Annotated in this window: 17 protein-coding genes; 6 read left to right on the top strand and 11 right to left on the bottom strand. The window is 54.7% G+C overall.

Features of this window, described 5'->3' with window-relative positions; translation table 11 throughout:
• Window positions 1-39: 39 nt before the first annotated feature.
• From ACQ3G7_RS13975 to blr, 3 genes are all read right to left on the bottom strand, one after another.
• On the bottom strand, window positions 40-480 hold the full coding sequence (locus ACQ3G7_RS13975) for a DUF2569 domain-containing protein (protein WP_263096903.1): 441 nt from the start codon (window positions 478-480) through the stop codon (window positions 40-42).
• Window positions 481-568: 88 nt separating this feature from the next.
• Window positions 569-784: a transcription modulator YdgT gene (gene ydgT / locus ACQ3G7_RS13970; protein WP_263096902.1), complete on the bottom strand. Its 216-nt coding sequence runs from the start codon at window positions 782-784 to the stop codon at window positions 569-571.
• 241 nt (window positions 785-1,025) lie between these two features.
• Window positions 1,026-1,163, bottom strand: a complete 138-nt coding sequence (gene blr / locus ACQ3G7_RS13965) for a division septum protein Blr (RefSeq protein ID WP_430890267.1) — start codon at window positions 1,161-1,163, stop codon at window positions 1,026-1,028.
• 210 nt (window positions 1,164-1,373) lie between these two features.
• Between blr and ACQ3G7_RS13960 the strand changes: the two genes are divergently transcribed.
• Window positions 1,374-2,414, top strand: a complete 1,041-nt coding sequence (locus ACQ3G7_RS13960) for an oxidoreductase (protein ID WP_430890266.1) — start codon at window positions 1,374-1,376, stop codon at window positions 2,412-2,414.
• 38 nt (window positions 2,415-2,452) lie between these two features.
• On the opposite strand, the gene add is transcribed toward ACQ3G7_RS13960, so the two are convergent.
• The 3 genes from add to manA all read right to left on the bottom strand — a co-directional run bounded on the left by add (window position 2,453) and on the right by manA (window position 6,472).
• Window positions 2,453-3,454, bottom strand: a complete 1,002-nt coding sequence (gene add, locus ACQ3G7_RS13955) for an adenosine deaminase (RefSeq protein ID WP_430890265.1) — start codon at window positions 3,452-3,454, stop codon at window positions 2,453-2,455.
• A gap of 215 nt (window positions 3,455-3,669) precedes the next feature.
• Window positions 3,670-5,193, bottom strand: a complete 1,524-nt coding sequence (locus ACQ3G7_RS13950; RefSeq protein ID WP_263096820.1) for a YdgA family protein — start codon at window positions 5,191-5,193, stop codon at window positions 3,670-3,672.
• 106 nt (window positions 5,194-5,299) lie between these two features.
• The gene (manA, locus tag ACQ3G7_RS13945) at window positions 5,300-6,472 is read right to left on the bottom strand and encodes a mannose-6-phosphate isomerase (protein ID WP_430890264.1); all 1,173 of its coding nucleotides are present in this window, start codon (window positions 6,470-6,472) and stop codon (window positions 5,300-5,302) included.
• Window positions 6,473-6,670: 198 nt separating this feature from the next.
• Between manA and fumA the strand changes: the two genes are divergently transcribed.
• A complete protein-coding gene (gene fumA / locus ACQ3G7_RS13940) occupies window positions 6,671-8,317 on the top strand; it encodes a class I fumarate hydratase FumA (protein ID WP_263096817.1) in 1,647 nt (548 codons plus the stop codon).
• 133 nt (window positions 8,318-8,450) lie between these two features.
• Window positions 8,451-9,851 carry a class II fumarate hydratase gene (gene fumC / locus ACQ3G7_RS13935; RefSeq protein WP_430890263.1) on the top strand — a complete coding sequence of 467 codons (1,401 nt, stop codon included), beginning with the start codon at window positions 8,451-8,453 and terminating at the stop codon, window positions 9,849-9,851.
• On the opposite strand, the gene tus is transcribed toward fumC, so the two are convergent.
• The 3 genes from tus to rstA form a co-directional block, all read right to left on the bottom strand.
• Entirely contained in the window at window positions 9,848-10,777 is a 930-nt protein-coding gene (tus, locus tag ACQ3G7_RS13930; RefSeq protein WP_430890262.1) for a DNA replication terminus site-binding protein, read from the bottom strand. The genes fumC and tus overlap by 4 nt on opposite strands.
• Before the next feature lie 81 nt (window positions 10,778-10,858).
• The gene (rstB, locus tag ACQ3G7_RS13925; protein WP_263096814.1) at window positions 10,859-12,151 is read right to left on the bottom strand and encodes a two-component system sensor histidine kinase RstB; all 1,293 of its coding nucleotides are present in this window, start codon (window positions 12,149-12,151) and stop codon (window positions 10,859-10,861) included.
• Window positions 12,152-12,175: 24 nt separating this feature from the next.
• Window positions 12,176-12,898 (bottom strand): two-component system response regulator RstA, encoded by a 723-nt coding sequence (gene rstA / locus ACQ3G7_RS13920; RefSeq protein WP_430890261.1) that lies wholly within the window; start codon window positions 12,896-12,898, stop codon window positions 12,176-12,178.
• A 128-nt stretch (window positions 12,899-13,026) separates the two neighbouring features.
• Between rstA and ACQ3G7_RS13915 the strand changes: the two genes are divergently transcribed.
• The gene (locus ACQ3G7_RS13915) at window positions 13,027-13,362 is read left to right on the top strand and encodes a GlpM family protein (protein ID WP_263096812.1); all 336 of its coding nucleotides are present in this window, start codon (window positions 13,027-13,029) and stop codon (window positions 13,360-13,362) included.
• Between the two features lie 2 nt (window positions 13,363-13,364).
• Here ACQ3G7_RS13915 and ACQ3G7_RS13910 read toward each other — a convergent pair whose 3' ends face one another.
• Both ACQ3G7_RS13910 and ydgH read right to left on the bottom strand, forming a co-directional pair.
• On the bottom strand, window positions 13,365-14,747 hold the full coding sequence (locus tag ACQ3G7_RS13910; RefSeq protein ID WP_430890260.1) for an amino acid permease: 1,383 nt from the start codon (window positions 14,745-14,747) through the stop codon (window positions 13,365-13,367).
• Window positions 14,748-14,942: 195 nt separating this feature from the next.
• Window positions 14,943-15,887, bottom strand: coding sequence for a DUF1471 family protein YdgH (ydgH, locus tag ACQ3G7_RS13905; RefSeq protein ID WP_430890259.1), 945 nt, complete (start codon window positions 15,885-15,887; stop codon window positions 14,943-14,945).
• A gap of 522 nt (window positions 15,888-16,409) precedes the next feature.
• Here ydgH and pntA point away from each other — a divergent pair.
• Both pntA and pntB read left to right on the top strand, forming a co-directional pair.
• Window positions 16,410-17,939: a Re/Si-specific NAD(P)(+) transhydrogenase subunit alpha gene (gene pntA, locus ACQ3G7_RS13900; RefSeq protein WP_430890258.1), complete on the top strand. Its 1,530-nt coding sequence runs from the start codon at window positions 16,410-16,412 to the stop codon at window positions 17,937-17,939.
• A gap of 10 nt (window positions 17,940-17,949) precedes the next feature.
• On the top strand, window positions 17,950-19,338 hold the full coding sequence (gene pntB / locus ACQ3G7_RS13895) for a Re/Si-specific NAD(P)(+) transhydrogenase subunit beta (protein ID WP_263096807.1): 1,389 nt from the start codon (window positions 17,950-17,952) through the stop codon (window positions 19,336-19,338).
• The last annotated feature ends 28 nt before the right edge of the window (window positions 19,339-19,366 follow it).

The raw sequence follows: 19,366 nt of genomic DNA, 5'->3' as shown, positions 1-19,366 counted from the left end.
CAAACAGCACCGGGCGACAACAGGATAACTGTAAGGTTATTACGGGTTAATAAAGGTCTTCTTAACGCGCGTGGAGCGCTTGAAATAGGGCACCATTAACGCGGCGGCAAGCAGCGGAAACAGCAACTGACGCAGGGCCAGTTCGTCGGAAACCGGTGAAAAAGCAAAGGCTTTCACCGCCAGCAAAACGGAAATCAGCAACCAGACGATGTAATGCTTCGGCACGCTACGGCGGCGTTTAAAAAAGGCAATCACCAGCCAGAAGGTGTAATACCAGATGCCAATCGCACAGGCGAACGACACAAACCACAGCAGCGCATCGCGAAAGGGCATCGTACCGAGCATGGTGACGGTTTGCGGCGTCAATAATGCCGTTCCGTACATTAATAACGCCAGCGACGTGCTGAACAATACCACCAGCAACCAGGCCAGAGGGCCGAGCAACCAGCCGCCGATTCTTTCTGCGGAGAGTGTTGTCATACTGCATTCCTCGCTCAGGGCATTATTGCGATAGGTTCATTGCGCCGGGCGACGAGTATAAAGCATTACACGCTGATTGCCAGTGGCGTTATTGCACGTAATGCCAGACGGATTTAGGAACGCACCCAATGTCAAACAGACGACCGCCGGAGACCAGTTCAGCACGCCGATGATCCGCTGCGCGGTACATATTGATGAGTTCTTCGTTATCGCTCAGGGTGTAGTTAAGGTGATCAAACAATTTTTCCAGACTTTCAAGCGAACTGATTTTGCGAAATTTTAATAAATAGTCCTGGACGGTCATGTTGAGGGTTATCCATATAATCAAAGAGGCAGAAATACAGGTGTGTATAATTCGTTCGAATAATAAACATTATTAACAGGACGTAAATAGTCGCTGATTGTTCTGCCATTAAATTAAGAGTTTTCTTTCCGAATGAAACCTGGCGCCAGAACAGCGCCCGGTAGAAGAGTAACGATCTTCACCATGACTGGCAATAAACATCTGCTTGTTTATTTACTCGCCGCAAGGCGTGCGCAGCACGCTATTTTTTCTGTGCAACGATGCTTTGTTCCGGCGGCTGGTAATTATCAATATGGCTGGCGAAAACCAACAGTATGGTTGATACGCCGAGCACGACCCAGCCCATTAATTCAATGATCCGATTGAAGATTGCGACCATACTTCTACTACTCCCTGATGTTAGCCCACGCATGTTACTGATACCGCCCGTTGGCGGCAAGGCGTTGATCCAGGATTTAAGCAGATTCCAGGCCAGGAAACCAGGGCTGAACGATGTTTATTTAAACGATCTGCCTGGCAATAACTGAACGGGTTGTCGCCACCGGGCAGATAGTGTGAAATAGCTCATCCAACGAGGAGAGGCCGCAATATGAGTGATAATATCCGTGTCGGATTAATCGGTTATGGCTATGCCAGTAAAACCTTCCACGCGCCGCTGATTGCCGGAACGGCAGGGATGGAGCTGGCGGCGATTTCCAGCAGCGATGAAGCGAAAGTGAAAGCGGATTGGCCTACAGTGCCGGTTGTTTCGGAGCCTAAACACCTGTTTAACGATCCGCAAATCGATTTGATCGTCATCCCGACCCCCAACGATACGCACTTCCCGCTGGCGAAAGCGGCGCTGGAAGCCGGTAAGCATGTTGTGGTGGACAAACCCTTTACGGTGACGTTGTCACAAGCCCGTGAACTGGATGCGCTGGCGCGCAGTCTTGGACGTGTGCTGTCGGTGTTCCACAACCGCCGTTGGGACAGCGATTTCCTGACGCTAAAAGCGCTGCTTGCCGACGGGACGCTTGGTGAAGTGGCGTATTTTGAATCCCATTTCGACCGCTACCGCCCGCAGGTGCGTAACCGCTGGCGCGAACAGGGCGGTCCGGGCAGCGGGATCTGGTACGACTTAGCACCGCACCTGCTTGATCAGGCGGTTAACCTGTTTGGTCTGCCTGTTTCCATGACGGTCGATCTGGCGCAGTTACGCCCCGGAGCCCAGTCGACAGACTATTTCCATGCGGTGCTCTCTTACCCGCTGCGTAGAGTCATACTGCACGGCACCCTGCTGGCGGCGGCTGAATCTGCCCGCTATATTGTGCACGGTAGCCGTGGCAGTTATGTGAAATACGGTCTCGATCCGCAGGAGGAGTGTCTGAAAAGCGGCGCGCGCCTGCCGCAGGCGGACTGGGGTTATGACATGCGCGATGGGGTGTTGACTCGCGTGGACGGCGAAGAGCGTCAGGAAGAGAACTGGCTAACGCTGCCGGGAAATTACCCTGCTTATTATGCCGCGATCCGCGATGCGCTGAACGGCGTCGGGGAAAACCCGGTTCCGGCCAGCCAGGCTATCCGGATCATGGAACTGATTGAATTGGGTATTGAGTCGGCGAAACACCGCGCCACGCTGAGTCTCACCTGAAGATGAACCGCTCACGCCAAAACGTGAGCGGTTTTTCATTACGCTGCGGCGACTTTATCGCGAAGCGCCTGTTTCTCGCTGTCGCTGAGAAACGCCATCTCCAGCCCGTTGATTTGTGCCTGGCGGATCTGCTCGCGGCTCAGCCCTGCTGCCGGGGCGGCAACGTTATATTCGTGACCAATTTCCACGCCCTGAACCGCCGGATCGTCGGTGTTGATGCTGGCGAGAATACCGTGCTCAAGGAACGTTTTCAGCGGATGACGCGCCAGCGACGCGACGGTGCTGGTCTGAATATTCGATGTCAGACAGGATTCGATACCGATTCGCTGCTCCGCAAGGAAATCCATCAGTGCGGCATCCTCAATGGCTTTTACGCCATGCCCGATGCGCACAGCACCCAGTTCACGGATCGCCTGCCAGATGCTCTCCGGACCCGCGGCTTCGCCCGCGTGCACGGTGATGTGCCAGCCTGCATCGCGCGCGCGGTTAAAGTGCGGCAGAAACAGACTACCCGGGAAGCCCAGTTCGTCGCCGGCCAGATCCAGTGCAGTGATGCCATCCCGATGGGCCAGCAGCGCTTCCAGTTCCTGCAAACAGGCGGCTTCACCAAAGGTGCGGCTCATAATGCCAATTAAACGCGCCTCAACATTAAAGTCGCGACTGCCTTCGCGGATCCCGGCAATCACCGCTTCAACCACGCCAGCCACCGGCAGGTTATGGGTCATGGCCATATAACCCGGCGAGAAGCGGAGTTCGACATAGTGCAGGCCGTTTTGCGCGGCATCCTGCATATTTTCATACGCAACGCGGCGGCAGGCATCCAGTGACGCCAGCACTTTTACTCCCCAGTCGAGTTTGGCCAGAAAACTCACCAGATCCGGTTCATTAGAGGTGACCTGAACATGCGGGCGCAGGGTGTCGAGCGTGTCGGCGGGGAGCGTTAAATTGAACTGGCGGCCAAGATCCAGAATGGTTTGGGCACGGATGTTGCCGTCAAGGTGGCGATGAATATCGGTTAGTGGCAGGTTGGGATCTATCATGGTCGCACTCTTATTTTTGATAAAGTGCAGAGCATTATAAGAAGAAAAGGCGGTAAAAAGCTATGTTGCGCAACCAGCAAAGCGAAATCGCGTCATTATTCTCTTGCAGGGTACAGCGCTGGCGGCAATGAATCCGGCAACACGACATACCTATTTTACTGTGGGTATCTGATTGAAAGAACGAAAAAAGCCCCTCTACAGAGGGGCTTTCTGGATTATTGCTGCGGAACCGCAGGTGTCAGCGGTGGGGTTTCATCCGGCTGTTGCAGCGACGGCAGCCCGAACATACCGACAAACTGCTCAAGCGGCATTTTTTCACCGTTCAGCGTGACCTGGCCATTGGCATATTGCAGGCTGGCAAGGATATTGTTGTTCTCAAGCGTGGTGATGCGGAACATCTGTCCCATTGCCGCAAGGCCTTTCACCTGCTGGTTCGCCAGCTTCGCCGCATCTTCCTGCTGATAGCCCTCCAGCTTCGCAACCTGCGTCATAAACTCGGTGGCCATATCCACCGGGATAGTCAGCTTGCTGTCGAGAGATTTCACATTCCGGTCGACTTCTTCCGCCAGCGTTTGCGGTGCTGCGGTCACGGTAGCGGGATCTTTCAGGAACAATGAAAGGTTAAACGTGGTTTCACCTTTGGCATTTTTCCAGCTCAGCGGTGCAATGGTAATGACCGGTTCGCCTTTCAGCAGCAGCGGTACGGCGCTCAGGAAGGCCTCGGTTGCTTTTTGCTGATACAGTTCCGGGTTCTGCACCACATCCGGCTGCGCCATCAGGGCACGGGTTTGCGCATTATACTGCTGGCTAAACTGGTGCCATGCCTGACCATCAATCTGGCCCACTTTCAACGTCAGATTGCCGCTGCCCAGATCCTGCCCCTGAACTTTCAGGCTGTTTAGCGTGTAGTCCAGCTGGCTGTTAATGGTTTTTTTGTCCGCCGCGACTTCAGATTTCGCGTTGATATTCATCCCGTCCAGCACCGCCATTTCTTTATTCTCAATGGCGATGGTGAGCTTATCGAGGCTCAGTTTCTGGCTTCCTACGCGCTCTTCGAAGCTGGCCAGTTCGCTGGAACCGTCGGTTTTAAGGTTGTTGAACGACAGTTGCACTTTCTGACCGTATTCATTGACGGCATTCACCAGGCCGCTCTCAGCGGAGCCGCTCAGTGAAATGGCATTACCGTCTTTATCGGCGGTGAGGCGGAACTCGCCGCCACTGAAGGCCACTTTCTCGCCGTCTTTTTCCGAGTTAAGCGGGCGAAGACTGATATCGCTGCGGGTATCCCCGCTGTAGCCAATCCGCGTGTCGGCAGTAAACGGTGATTCGCCCTTCGCAATCTCGAACAGCGCTTTGGTCACGTCGTTATTAACAAGCTGAGTATGGACAGACGCCATCGACGGCATCAGATTGAATGACTTCAACTGCGCCAGCGGCAGCGGGCCGTGATCGACGACTTCATGCAGCACAATGCTCTGGCCCGGTTTCAGCCACGGGTTTTCACTGCCGTCTACCGGTTTGATTTGCAGGTTGAACTGGCTGGAGAAGAGACCACGGCGATAATCCTGCGCCAGCAGTTCGACATTGGCTTCCGGTGCGTTGCGCTTAATTTGCGCATTTGCCTCACTGACCATATCGGCCAGACGGCCTTCAAGTTGTTTCCCTGTGTACCAGGCGCCTGCGGTCCAGACGACACCCAGTGCAACGATCACTCCTGCGGCAACCAGCGTTTTTTTCATAGCGTTTATCCATAAAAAATGAAACCAGGCGGTGTAAACCGCCTGGACTGTTGAGTTAGTTACCCCAAGCTTAGCAATCCTTGCTAAAAAATACAGTAACTTAGTCTTACTTATTAAACACGCGCGCCAGTCGGCCTGTACCGCTTGCTGCCACCGCAGATTCATCCGCGGCAATAAACGCGGATTCGCCCGGTTTCAACACCAGACGCTCTGCGCCTTTGCTCAGCACCGCTTCGCCTTCCACACAGAAAACGATCGCGGCGCTCTGTTGTGTCAGCGTGGTTTCCGTGGGTGACAGATCGTGCAGAGAGAAGGCAAAATCCTCCACCGGGATCGGGAAATCGAGCTCCGCGCCGTTGCGGGCGGGCCGGGTCAGTAATTCTCCCGCCGGTTTCGGCGTAAATTTCACGTTGGCCACCAGCTCCGGAATATCAATATATTTCGGCGTTAACCCTGCACGCAGAACGTTATCCGAGTTCGCCATCACTTCCAGCGCCACGCCTTTCAGGTAGGCATGCGGCGTTTCGGCAAACAGAAACATGGCTTCGCCCGGATTGAGTTTCACCACGTTGAGCAGCAGCGGAGAGAAGAGGCCGCTGTCGTCAGGGTAGAACGCCGCAATGGCCTTGATGATCTGCCACGGTTCACCTTGTTGATGTTCCAGCGCGGATTTCAGTACCGCCAGCGCGCGGGATTTTTCCTCACCCTGCATATTCAGTAATGCGGCAAACAGTTCGCTCAGGCGCTCAGCGCCCGGCGCTTGCAGGAAATGGGCGATAGCAGGATGCGCACCGGCAACCGGCTGCAATAATGAAACGATGTCGGAAAACTCGCGAAACGCATTCATCGCCAGGAACGGCGTCAGGGCGAACACCAGCTCCGGTTTATGGTTCGGATCTTTATAATTGCGCTCGGCAGCGTTCAGCGGGATCCCGGCGGCATTCTCTTTGGCAAAGCCGGTTTCGGAGTTTTTCTTGTTCGGATGCACCTGGATGGAGAGCGGCTGATCGGCACACAGCACCTTAAACAGAAACGGCAATTCACCAAAACGTTCGGCAACGGCAGTCCCCAGCAGGCGGCATTTATCCTGGTCGATCACATCGCGCAACGCACGGGGTTGACCGCTGGCATCCACCACTTTTGAGCTGCTCTTCGGGTGGGCGCCCATCCATAACTCCGCCATCGGCAGGTTGTCGGGATTCGCGATACCGTAGAGTTCCGTTAACGCAGTATGACTTCCCCAGGCATAGTTCTGCACTGAGTTAATGAGTTTTTGCATTATCAAGCCCTTTCAATTGAACACATTATTGCGTCATTAAAGCAATAAACCCTTGCGAAGTAACCAGCGGGGACAAAAAGTCGTACTAGTCTCAGTTTTTGTTAAAAAATTGTGTAGGATATGGCGACTCGCTATGCCAGAGGGCAGAGGGATATGCTGCCTGAACAATAACCAGATCGTGTCGTAAGTGAGAGAACAATGTCGAACAAACCCTTTTATTATCAGGAACCTTTCCCGCTCGGAAAGGATGACACCGAATACTATCTGCTCAGCCGCGACCATGTTTCCGTCGCCCACTTCGAGGGGCAGGAGATCCTGAAAGTCGATCCACAGGCGCTGACACTGCTGGCTCAGCATGCTTTCCACGATGCCTCCTTCTTACTGCGCCCGGCGCACCAACAGCAGGTGGCGGACATTCTGGATGACCCGCAAGCCAGTGAGAATGACAAATATGTTGCGCTGCAGTTTCTGCGCAACTCGGAGATCGCTGCGAAGGGGATTCTGCCTACCTGCCAGGATACCGGTACCGCCATCATCATGGGTAAAAAAGGGCAGCGCGTGTGGACGGGCGGCGGTGATGAAGCGGCGCTGGCGCGCGGGGTCTATAACACCTATATCGACGACAACCTGCGTTATTCGCAAAACGCCGCGCTCGATATGTATAAAGAAGTGAATACCGGCAGCAACCTGCCGGCGCAGATTGATCTCTACAGCGTGGATGGCGACGAGTACAAATTTCTCTGCATCGCCAAGGGCGGTGGTTCAGCCAACAAAACCTATCTGTATCAGGAAACCAAGGCGCTTATTACCCCGGCGAAACTCAAAAATTACCTGGTCGAGAAGATGCGCACCCTCGGTACTGCCGCCTGCCCGCCATACCATATCGCTTTTGTGATTGGCGGCACTTCGGCGGAAGCCACGCTTAAGACGGTGAAACTGGCCTCAACCAAATATTATGACGCGCTGCCTACGGAAGGTAACGAGCATGGCCAGGCATTCCGCGATGTGCAACTGGAACAGGAACTGCTGCTGGAAGCGCAAAACCTTGGCCTCGGCGCGCAGTTTGGCGGGAAATATTTTGCCCACGATATTCGCGTGATCCGTCTGCCGCGCCATGGCGCCTCCTGCCCGGTGGGGATGGGTGTTTCCTGCTCAGCGGATCGTAATATCAAAGGTAAAATTAACCGCGATGGCATCTGGCTGGAAAAACTGGAGCAGAACCCGGGCAAATACATCCCGCAGGCGCTGCGTCAGGCCGGCGAGGGTGAGGCGGTGAAGGTGGATCTCAACCGTCCGATGAAAGAGATTCTCGCGCAGCTGACGCAATATCCGGTCTCCACGCGCCTGTCGCTGAGCGGCACCATTATGGTCGCGCGCGATATTGCCCATGCGAAGCTGAAGGAACTGATGGATAACGGCCAACCGTTGCCGCAATATGTGAAAGATCACCCGATTTACTACGCAGGCCCGGCGAAAACGCCGGAAGGTTACGCGTCAGGCTCGCTGGGCCCGACCACCGCCGGGCGCATGGACTCTTATGTTGATCAGTTGCAGTCGCAGGGCGGCAGCATGATCATGCTGGCGAAAGGCAACCGCAGCCAGCAGGTGACGGACGCCTGCGCAAAACACGGTGGTTTCTACCTGGGAAGCATTGGCGGCCCGGCGGCGATTCTGGCGCAAAACAGCATTAAAAGTCTGGAGTGCGTGGCGTACCCTGAGCTGGGTATGGAGGCGATCTGGAAAATTGACGTTGAAGACTTCCCGGCGTTTATCCTCGTGGATGACAAAGGCAACGACTTCTTCCAGCAGATCCAGTCCGGGCAGTGCGCGCGCTGCGTGAAGTAATATCACCGCCCTTTGGGGCGGTTTTTTTAAGCACAAAGCATTAAACGACATAATAAAAAGCATCAATACTTTGACTTGTTTGCAGGTGAGCAATGTCGGCACTCAACACCACTTTGTATTCAAGGAGAAAGTAATGACAACGCATCGCAGTGAGAAAGATTCAATGGGCGCGATTGACGTCCCGGCCGATAAGCTGTGGGGAGCGCAGACCCAGCGATCGCTCGAGCATTTCCGTATTTCAACGGAAAAAATGCCGGTCTCGCTGATCCACGCGCTGGCGCTGACCAAACGTGCGGCGGCGAAGGTAAACCAGGATCTGGGATTGCTGTCTGCCGAAAAAGCCGGCGCCATTATTGCGGCGGCGGATGAGGTACTGGAGGGGAAACATCCCGACGAGTTTCCGCTGGCAATCTGGCAGACCGGGTCCGGCACGCAAAGCAATATGAACATGAACGAGGTGCTGGCAAATCGCGGCAGCGAGATCCTCGGCGGCGTTCGCGGCATGGAGCGTAAAATCCATCCCAATGATGACGTCAATAAAAGCCAGAGTTCGAATGACGTGTTTCCCACCGCCATGCATGTGGCGGCAGTGATTGCGGTACGCGAACATTTACTGCCCCAGCTTCAGGTGCTGAAGCAGACGCTCAGCGAAAAATCCATCGCCTTTGCTGATATTGTCAAAATCGGCCGTACCCATTTGCAGGACGCCACGCCGCTCACGCTCGGCCAGGAGATCTCCGGCTGGGTGGCGATGCTGGAACACAATCTCAAACACATTGAACTGAACCTGCCGCACCTTGGCGAGCTGGCGCTGGGCGGCACCGCCGTTGGCACCGGGCTGAATACCCATCCGGAATATGCCAGACGCGTGGCGGAAGAGCTGGCGAATATCACCCGGCAACCGTTTATCACCGCGCCGAATAAATTCGAGGCGCTGGCGACCTGTGATGCGCTGGTGCAGATGCATGGCGCGTTGAAAGGACTGGCGGCGTCGCTAATGAAGATTGCCAACGATGTCCGCTGGCTGGCTTCTGGTCCCCGTTGCGGTATCGGTGAAATCGCCATTCCGGAAAACGAGCCAGGTAGCTCGATCATGCCGGGTAAGGTCAACCCCACACAGTGCGAAGCCATGACAATGCTGTGCGCGCAGGTGCTGGGCAACGATGTGGCGGTAAACATTGGCGGCGCATCCGGCAACTTTGAACTCAATGTTTTTCGCCCGCTGGTGATCCACAATTTCCTGCAATCCGTGCGTTTACTGGCGGATGGGATGGAAAGCTTCAATGCGCACTGTGCGGTGGGCATTGAACCGAACCGTGAGCGAATTGATCAACTGCTTAATGAGTCACTGATGCTGGTGACGGCGCTCAATACCCATATCGGTTACGACAAAGCGGCGGAAATCGCCAAGAAAGCGCACAAAGAAGGACTCACACTGAAAGCCTCGGCGCTGGCGCTCGGCTACCTGACGGAAGCCGAGTTTGACAGTTGGGTGCGCCCGGAATCGATGGTTGGCAGCATGAAACCCGCTTAACCCGCCAGATAGAGGTGCAGCCGCGGGATCATCAGCGTTAGCGGCTGCGCCTCAGGTTTATACCGGTGCTGAACATTATCGGCGTGGTAATCCAGTAGCTCGCCAATGTCCGGCACCGTTCCGCCATTTTCCTCAGAAATAAAGGCCATCAGCGGGGTCGGGCAGGCGTACTGCACCTGTTTTTGCGCCCCTGAATACCAGACCCGCGCAATCGGCTGCACTTTTACCGGCCGCTTGATCTTCAACCGCGCCTGTTTCGGCAGGGCGGCTATGTCGTTGTACTCCTGCTCGACCCGCACCAGCCACTGTTCCCGCGTCCAGGCGGCGACGGCGCGTGGGGATTTCATACTCTTTTCCAGTTGCGCCAGCACTTCATCACGGCTGAGGTTCTTAATAATGTGCTTATTGGCCCAGCCAAAGCGGATGGTGGCTGGTGCATCAATGACCGTCAGCGTCCGGTAGGCATTGAGCGTGATCAGGCCCGGCAGGTGACGGTGCACCCACTCAAAACGGGCTGCGGAGGGAAGGCCCGACTCCACGGTGACAATGCGCTCAAAAGTGAGTTTCAGCGCGTTAATGGTGCTGACGCGCGTTTCCAGCATGGCGCGCGTCGCCGCATTCGTCTGGTAGCAAAGCACCCCCGGCAGACGCACCGCCGCTTTACTGCTGCGGTTTTCCGACTGCTGCTGGATAAATAGATGCGTGTAATGGTGTAGTGCCAGCTCTGCTGCAGGTTTACCAATATGCTGCTGCACATGAATGCACGTCAGCGGGTCGTGCTCAGCACCCTTCGGGATCTCCGGCAGCGTAAATACGCGCCCGGCCATCAAGCGGCATGCATTCAATTCCGTTTTCAAGGCGGCCAGCTCCTGTTCAAGCTGGCGGAAGGTCGTATTAAGGCGATCGATAAGGTCTAAGGCAGCCATCATCTGTCCTCTTTAGTTACAACATACTTTTAAGTTATAACACAAGCGCAGGGCTTCAGCCACTGCGCCGGTTGCTGCTCATCAGGGCAGCACAATGTGATGATAGATGGGCCAGTTGAAGGTAAATTGCGCGCCGCCCAGTTCGCTTTGCGAACACAGCACTTCGCCGCCAAATGCCTGGGCAATGGAGTGGACAATCGCCAGCCCAAGACCACAGCCGCCCGTGGCGCGATCGCGGCTGGGATCAAGGCGAACAAAGGGCTCAAATACGCGCTGACGTTCTTCCGGCGCGATGCCCGGGCCATCGTCTTCGACGATCAGCGTGGCCTGTGAACCCTGGCGTTGCAACGTGACTTTGACCGTTTGCTGGCAATAGCGCAGTGCATTGTTCACCAGATTATCCAGCACCCGCTCCATCAGACGCATATCCAGCGCGCCATAATCATCGCCAGGTGTGCAGGTCAGCAATAGCTGATGCTGCGGATTCATCGTACGCGCATCATCCATATAGCTGTTAAACCAGGCAGGCAAATCCGGGCTGGTCAGTTTCAGTTCGGTTTGTGGGCGATCGAGGCGGGCGTAGGTCAGCAGCTCTTCAATCAGCGCCTCCAGTTGTCCGATATCGCGGTTCAGCGCGGCGTGCTCGGCTTCACTAAGGTTATCGCTCATCTCCAGCCGGTAACGTAGCCGGACCAGCGGCGTTCGCAATTCATGCGCAATACCATCAATGAGCTGCTTTTTACTGGCGATCAACGCATTAATATTGTCCGCCATTTGGTTAAACGCGATGCCTAACCGTTCAAAACTGGACGCACTGTCAAAATGGATACGCTCCTCAAGATGGCCTTCGCCAAAACGCTGGGCAGCGGATTCGAGCCGCAGCATCTCTTGCCAGTGCGGTCGCATCCAGATAAACACCGGGAAAGCGAGGGAGATAGCAATAAAGGCCATCAGCGCCATATCCAGCAGGCGCATTTCATGCAGGAAAAACAGATACGGTACCGGCCCTACGGCCAGCACATAGTGGCTACGCGGAATACGCTGAATAAAGGTGTATTCAGAATCCAGCGCCACAATGTCGCCTTCACGCAGCCGTTGAGCATGCGGCGCATCGAGCGTGAATTTGTTCATTGGCTCGATACGCAGATTAAAGGAGAGATTCAGATCCAGCTCTTTCAGGGTATTCGCCCATTGATGCGGCGGAATTTCTCGCAGCTCGCTGCGCATCAAATAGAGTGAACTCTTCATCAGGTCATCAAGGGTCTGGCGACCTGCGCGCTCGGCAGTGAATTTGTACACCAGGCCCACCAGCATGGTCATCACGATAAAGCACACGAACAGCAGAAGGTAAAACTGGACGAACAGCTTCTTCATAGTGACACCCGGTTAAATGCTTTTTTAGTTGTCCCACGCATGCGGGGCAAACAGGTAGCCTTTATTGCGTACGGTCTTGATACGGTAGGGCTCTGTGGCACTGTCGAGCAGTTTTTTCCGCAGGCGAGAAATCGCCACATCCACGCTGCGATCAAGCCCGTCGTAAGTCACGCCGCGCAAATTTTTTAACAGCGCATCGCGATCCATAATCTGCCCGGCGTGGGTCGCCAGCTCCCAGAGCAAGTCGAAGTCCGCCGTAGAAAGGATCACTTCCTCGCCGCTCAGCAGCACCTGGCGATTGACCGGATCAATCGATAATGTGCCAAAACGAATAATGTTGTGTTGCTTCAGGGAAGGCGCTGCGGGCTCAGCGGGCGTACTGGTGCTGGTGCGCTGGCGTAAGTGCAAACGCAAACGGGCCAGCAACACGGCGGGCGGCGTGGTTTTGAGAATATAGTCATTGGCGCCCATTTCCAGCGAAAGGATATGATTCATATCACTGTCGAGAGAGGTGAGCAGAACAATCGGGCCGTTCCACTGCTGACGTAAGTCGCGGCACAACGTCATACCATCTTTACCGGGCAGCATAATATCCAGCAGCACCAGTTCAGGATTGACCCGTGCGATGACCTCTTCGGCACGATCACCGCGAGGTTCCACAATGACATCCATATCGTGTTTGCCCAGATAGGCGGCAATCAGAGCGCCAACTTCCGGGTCGTCTTCCACAAAAACGATCTTATTCATAAGCCATCGCGATCGACCAAAAACGTCAACATACACCGCCTTGCTGCAACCTGCCATTAATCTTTTCTAAACAGGGCGTGTTCCGTTATGCTGTAGGTCTTTGTTGTTGAAGTAATAAAGGCCAAATCATGGGGTTAATTATTAAAGCAGCGATCGGTGCGTTGGTGGTGTTGCTGATTGGGCTGCTGGCAAAAACGAAGAATTACTATATCGCCGGGTTGATCCCGCTCTTTCCCACCTTCGCCTTGATTGCGCACTATATTGTCGCAACAGAGCGCGGTATTGAGGCGCTACGCACCACGATCGTTTTTGGGATGTGGGCGATCATTCCCTATTTTATCTATCTTTTATCGCTGTGGTATTTCACCGGTTTTATGCGGGTCTGGCCGGCGCTGGGCTGTGCGGTGCTCTGCTGGAGCCTCAGCGCCTGGTTGCTTATCTTCTGCTGGAGTCGCCTCCACTAGGGTTATTTCACCAGCATCCACGTTGCGGGAACCGCCGCGATCAGCAACAGGCCAATCAGCGCTTTTTCCCGGCGTTTGAGCAGCTCGGTCATTTCATGAGTACGGCGGGCGTACATAAAGACCAGTAAACCCGGCGCATACAGCACCACTGACAACAATAAGTGCATGGGGCCGGAAGCGTACAGTAGCCATAATCCATACAGACATGCACCGATTGCCACGGCCTGGTGCAGCGGGCGGCTGGCGATTTTCAGCAAATAGGCGCCCACCAGGAAATAGGGCACGAGGATCATCTCAGACGCGATCGTCAGCAGCGTATTGTAATCAGACCCTGTCAGCCAGATCAGCACCAGCGAGACCTGCACGCTGATATTGGTCAGCCACAGCGATGCAGCAGGGGCATTATTTTTATTCTGATGGGCGAAAATGCGAGGGAACGCTTTGTGTGTCGCCGCCAGCAGCGGGACTTCCGCCGCCATAATTGTCCAGCTCAGGTAAGCGCCGCACACCGACACGATCAGCCCTGCGGCGATAATCACCTCTCCCCAACTGCCGATCAGCCTGACCATCAACCCGGCCATTGACGGGTTACGAATTCCCGCCAGTTCGGCGCGTAGCACCACCCCAAGCGACAACAATGTCACCAGCAGGTAGACACTCAGCGCCGCCAGTACCGCCAACAGCGTTGCGCGACCAACGTCCCGTTTATTACGCGCGCGGGCGGAAACCACCACCGCGCCTTCCACACCGATAAATACCCACAGGGTGATCAGCATGGTATTTTTGACCTGTTCCCAGACCGGCACGCCCAGCGCAACGCCGCTAAAGTCAAATTTGAATGTGTCGACATTAAATGCCAGTGCCGCCAGCACCACAAACAAGCCCAACGGGACTAACTTCGCCAGTGTTGCCGCCAGGTTGATACTTGCCGCCGTCTGCACACCGCGCAGCACCAGGGCGTGGACAATCCACAGCAGCGCCGATGCGCCCACAATAGATTGCCAGGTGTTACCGTCGCCAAACAGGCGTAGCTGCGGCGTATCGGTAAAGAAACTGAGCGCGGAGAAAACGATCACCAGATAGGAGACGTTGGCGATCACTGCACACAGCCAGTATCCCCATGCGGAGCAAAAGCCAACCAGCTCACCGAAACCCGCACGGGCATAGGTAAAAATACCGCCGTCCAGATCCGGGCGAATACGGGTCAGGATCAGCATGGCAAAGGCCAGCAGCAAAATCCCTGCACCGGTAATGGCCCAGCCAATCAGTAACGCCGCAGGACTGGCGACTTCCGCCATATTCTGTGGAAGGCTGAAGACGCCTGCGCCGAGCATTGAGCTTAAAACGAGAGCAGTCAAAGCGCTAAGGCCAAGTTTCTTTTCCATTGTTATCCTGTCAAAAAAGCCACTCATCCAGAATAATTATTTTGCCGGGGCGCATAAATATGGTGGATATCACTAAGGCGCGGGATTTTACGGAGAGTCGCAAAGGCATGCAATGAGGACGGCGACAATTTTGTGAAAAAGAGAGGAAAAAGATAAAAAAAAGGCGGCCGTAGCCGCCTGGTTCATCAGTGCTGATTATTTGTAGAGGTCCGCACTGATGGTCACGTTGTTGCCGCGCTCTGACCACTGACGCGTAATGTGGTAGTACTTGGCGCCTTTTTGCGCAGCACGTTTGGCAACCTGGTAGGAAACTTCTGTCATGTTGCCATAGTTGCCGGTGAACTTGACGCTATCAAACGGCACCATCTGTGCAGCGGTAATTTTATTCAGCTCTTCGATTTTCGTGCCGTCAGGCAGCGTGACAGAATAACGACCGCCGGAAGTGGACTGTGTTTCGAAGAAACGCCCTACGCCCACACCCGGTGTGGCATCGCTGGCAACGCCCGGGATTTCCACTTTCTTCGCTTCTTCACCACCTTTTGCCAGCGCAGCGCGGCCCGCGTCGGAGTCACGTGGAATGGCATCAGCACTTTGAATAACGCGTTTTTTGGCGTCCGCTTTATAGATAAAAGCGGTGATCATCTGGTTGCCACCCTGGTTGGTGTCGAACTGGCGAACGATATAAAAAGAGGCGGCGCCTTTCTCTTTGGCGGCTTTCGTAATGGCATCATTCACTTCCGGTTGGGTACGGAAGAAGCCCTGTACGGTCACCGTATCGTACGGCTCAAGTTCTATGGCTTTGTCTTTTGGTAATTCCGTTACGCCGTTAATCACGCGAAATGCAGGACGTTCAGCTTTTGCTGCATCAGCTTTGTATAAATCGGCGGTAACGCGTTGGTTGCCGCTGTTGCCTGCATCTGAAGTATCAACAACGAAAAATGCTGCAGCGCCTTCTTTATCTGCGCGTTTAGATGCGGCGTTCACTGCATCACCGATAGAGTTAAAACGGCCGATTACCACGACACGATCATAGGGTTTCACCGCCGCTGCTTGCTCCGGTGTTAACTCTGTCGCTGCGTTGGCTGACAATGTCGCCGCAGAGAGGAGTGCTGACGCCAGGAGGGTGTACTTGAGCTTCATAAAAATAGTCCTTCGCCTTGCGCAAACCATAAACTGGTGTTGTTGTTGAGAAAACGTCGACGATTATTGCATTTAATCAGAGCCACTGTCTGCGTCATTTTTCACTGACTGTGCTATGGGGTGGGTTAATAACGATAACCTTAAGTGATATGTTGAAAAAACAGCCGCTTGACCAGCAAAACAGATAAAGGTTATGACTTTTTTAAGTTAACGCATTGTTAAAAAGCAATTTCGCACTGGAGATTAATCGTGTTTTGCCGCTTCGCTTGAGCGGAATATCGGCCTGTTATAACGAATTAAAGGCAAATAACCTTGCCAGCCCCTACTGATGGCTGGTTTTCGCAGATAAAAGCACAAATTCTGTTTTCCGGCGGTGGATCACAGGCGTTATTTTCAGTAGGTTATAGAAAGTTTGTTACTGTTTTATTTTCCGGGACACACTCCGTAATGCTGTTAAACAGATGCTGGCTGTTCCGGTGACGACTGACAAACCATCATCTAAAACCGATGGAAGGGAAAACTATGCGTATTGGTGTACCTAAAGAACGGTTGGCCAATGAAACCCGCGTTGCCGCGACGCCGAAAACGGTCGAGCAATTGCTGAAATTGGGTTTCACTGTCGCGATTGAAAGCGGCGCCGGCAAACTGGCAAGTTTCGATGACGATGCGTTCACCCAGTCCGGGGCGACGATTGTCGATGGCAGCAATGTCTGGCATTCGGACGTTATCCTTAAAGTTAACGCGCCTGACGATGAAGAGATCGCGCTGCTTAACCCCGGCACAACGCTGATAAGCTTTATCTGGCCTGCGCAGAACCCGGCGCTGATGGAGAAACTGGCCGCGCGTAACGTGACCGTGATGGCAATGGACTCCGTGCCACGTATCTCCCGCGCGCAGGCGCTGGATGCGCTCAGTTCAATGGCCAACATTGCGGGCTACCGCGCCATTGTTGAAGCTGCGCATGAGTTTGGTCGTTTCTTCACCGGCCAAATTACCGCCGCCGGTAAAGTTCCGCCCGCGAAAGTCATGGTGATTGGCGCGGGCGTGGCAGGGCTTGCCGCGATTGGCGCAGCCAACAGCCTTGGCGCGATTGTGCGTGCTTTTGATACCCGCCCGGAAGTGAAAGAGCAGGTGCAGAGTATGGGCGCTGAATTCCTCGAGCTGGATTTTGAGGAAGAAGCGGGCAGCGGTGACGGCTATGCAAAAGTAATGTCCGAAGCTTTTATTAAAGCGGAAATGGCACTCTTCGCTGCACAGGCGAAAGATGTCGATATTATCGTCACGACTGCGCTGATCCCGGGTAAACCGGCGCCGAAGCTGATCACCCGTGAGATGGTGGATTCCATGAAACCGGGCAGCGTGATTGTCGATCTGGCTGCGCAAAACGGCGGTAACTGCGAATACACCGTGCCGAATGAAGTCAGTACTACTGCCAATGGCGTTAAAATCATCGGTTATACCGATCTGCCGGGCCGCTTGCCGACGCAGTCTTCCCAACTTTATGGCACCAATCTGGTTAACCTGCTGAAACTGCTGTGTGCGGAAAAAGACGGCAACGTGGTTGTCGATTTTGACGATGTGGTGGTGCGCGGTGTGACCGTCGTTCGTGATGGCGAAGTCACCTGGCCGGCACCGCCGATTCAGGTTTCCGCTCAACCGCAGGCTGCGCCAAAAGCGGCGGCCGCGCCAAAAGAAGAGGCCAAACCCACTTCTCCGTGGCGCAAATATGCGCTGATGGCGCTGGCGATCGTTCTGTTTGGCTGGCTGGCGAACGTTGCGCCGAAAGAGTTCCTCGGTCATTTCACCGTCTTCGCGCTTGCCTGCGTCGTCGGTTATTACGTGGTATGGAATGTCTCCCATGCGCTGCATACGCCGCTGATGTCGGTCACCAATGCCATTTCCGGCATTATTGTGGTGGGCGCGCTGTTGCAGATTGGCCATGGCGGCTGGGTCAGCTTCTTAAGCTTTATTGCGGTACTGATCGCCAGCATCAATATTTTTGGTGGTTTCACCGTCACTCAGCGCATGCTGAAAATGTTCCGGAAGAACTAAGGGGTAGCACATGTCTGGAGGATTAGTTACAGCTGCATACATTGTTGCCGCGATCCTGTTTATTTTCAGTCTGGCGGGGCTTTCCAAGCATGAAACCTCCCAGCAGGGTAACAACTTTGGCGTCGCCGGTATGGCAATTGCTCTGGTGGCGACTATTTTTGGCCCGGATACCGGCAATGTCGCCTGGATCCTGGTGGCGATGGTGATCGGCGGGGCGATTGGTATTCGTCTGGCGAAGAAAGTCGAAATGACCGAAATGCCGGAGCTGGTGGCTGTGTTGCACAGTTTCGTTGGCCTGGCTGCGGTGCTGGTGGGTTTCAACAGCTATCTCGATCATGAGGCGGGTCTGGCGCCGATCATGGTGAATATTCACCTGACGGAAGTGTTCCTCGGCATCTTTATTGGTGCGGTGACCTTCACTGGCTCTATCGTTGCGTTCGGTAAGCTGCGCGGAAAGATTTCGTCCAAACCGTTAATGTTGCCCCATCGGCATAAACTGAACCTGGCGGCGCTGGTGGTCTCTTTTGTGCTGCTGGTGACGTTTGTCCGCACGGAAAGCGTTGGCGTACAAGTGTTGGCGCTGCTGCTGATGACCATTATTGCGCTGGTGTTCGGCTGGCATCTGGTGGCCTCTATTGGTGGCGCGGATATGCCGGTGGTTGTGTCGATGCTGAACTCCTACTCCGGTTGGGCGGCGGCGGCGGCGGGCTTTATGCTCAGCAACGACCTGCTGATCGTTACCGGTGCGCTGGTGGGTTCCTCGGGGGCAATCCTCTCCTACATTATGTGTAAGGCGATGAACCGCTCCTTTATCAGCGTTATTGCCGGTGGTTTTGGTACGGATGGTTCGTCTTCTGGCAGCGATGAGGAAGTCGGCGAACACCGTGAAATCAATGCGGAAGAAACGGCGGAAATGCTGAAAAACTCGCACTCTGTGATCATCACCCCGGGCTACGGCATGGCGGTGGCGCAGGCACAGTATCCGGTGGCGGAAATCACTGAAAAACTGCGTGCGCGCGGGGTGAAAGTGCGCTTCGGTATTCACCCGGTCGCCGGGCGTCTACCGGGCCATATGAACGTACTGCTGGCGGAAGCGAAAGTGCCGTACGACATCGTGCTGGAAATGGACGAGATCAACGATGACTTCGCAGAGACCGACACCGTTCTGGTGATTGGCGCGAACGACACCGTTAACCCGGCCGCGCAGGACGATCCGAAAAGCCCAATCGCCGGGATGCCGGTTCTGGAAGTGTGGAAAGCGCAAAATGTTATCGTTTTCAAACGCTCAATGAACACCGGTTACGCTGGCGTGCAGAACCCGTTGTTCTTTAAAGAGAACACGCAGATGCTGTTTGGCGATGCCAAAGCCAGCGTTGACGCAATCCTCAAAGCGCTGTAATCGTCGCTTACAAATGCAAAAGGCCCGT

The sequence above is a fragment of the Kosakonia sp. N21 genome (genome assembly GCF_050587465.1).
Classification (GTDB): domain Bacteria; phylum Pseudomonadota; class Gammaproteobacteria; order Enterobacterales; family Enterobacteriaceae.
Note: the sequence above shows the minus strand (reverse complement) of the source record. Positions and strands in the feature narration are given on the sequence as shown.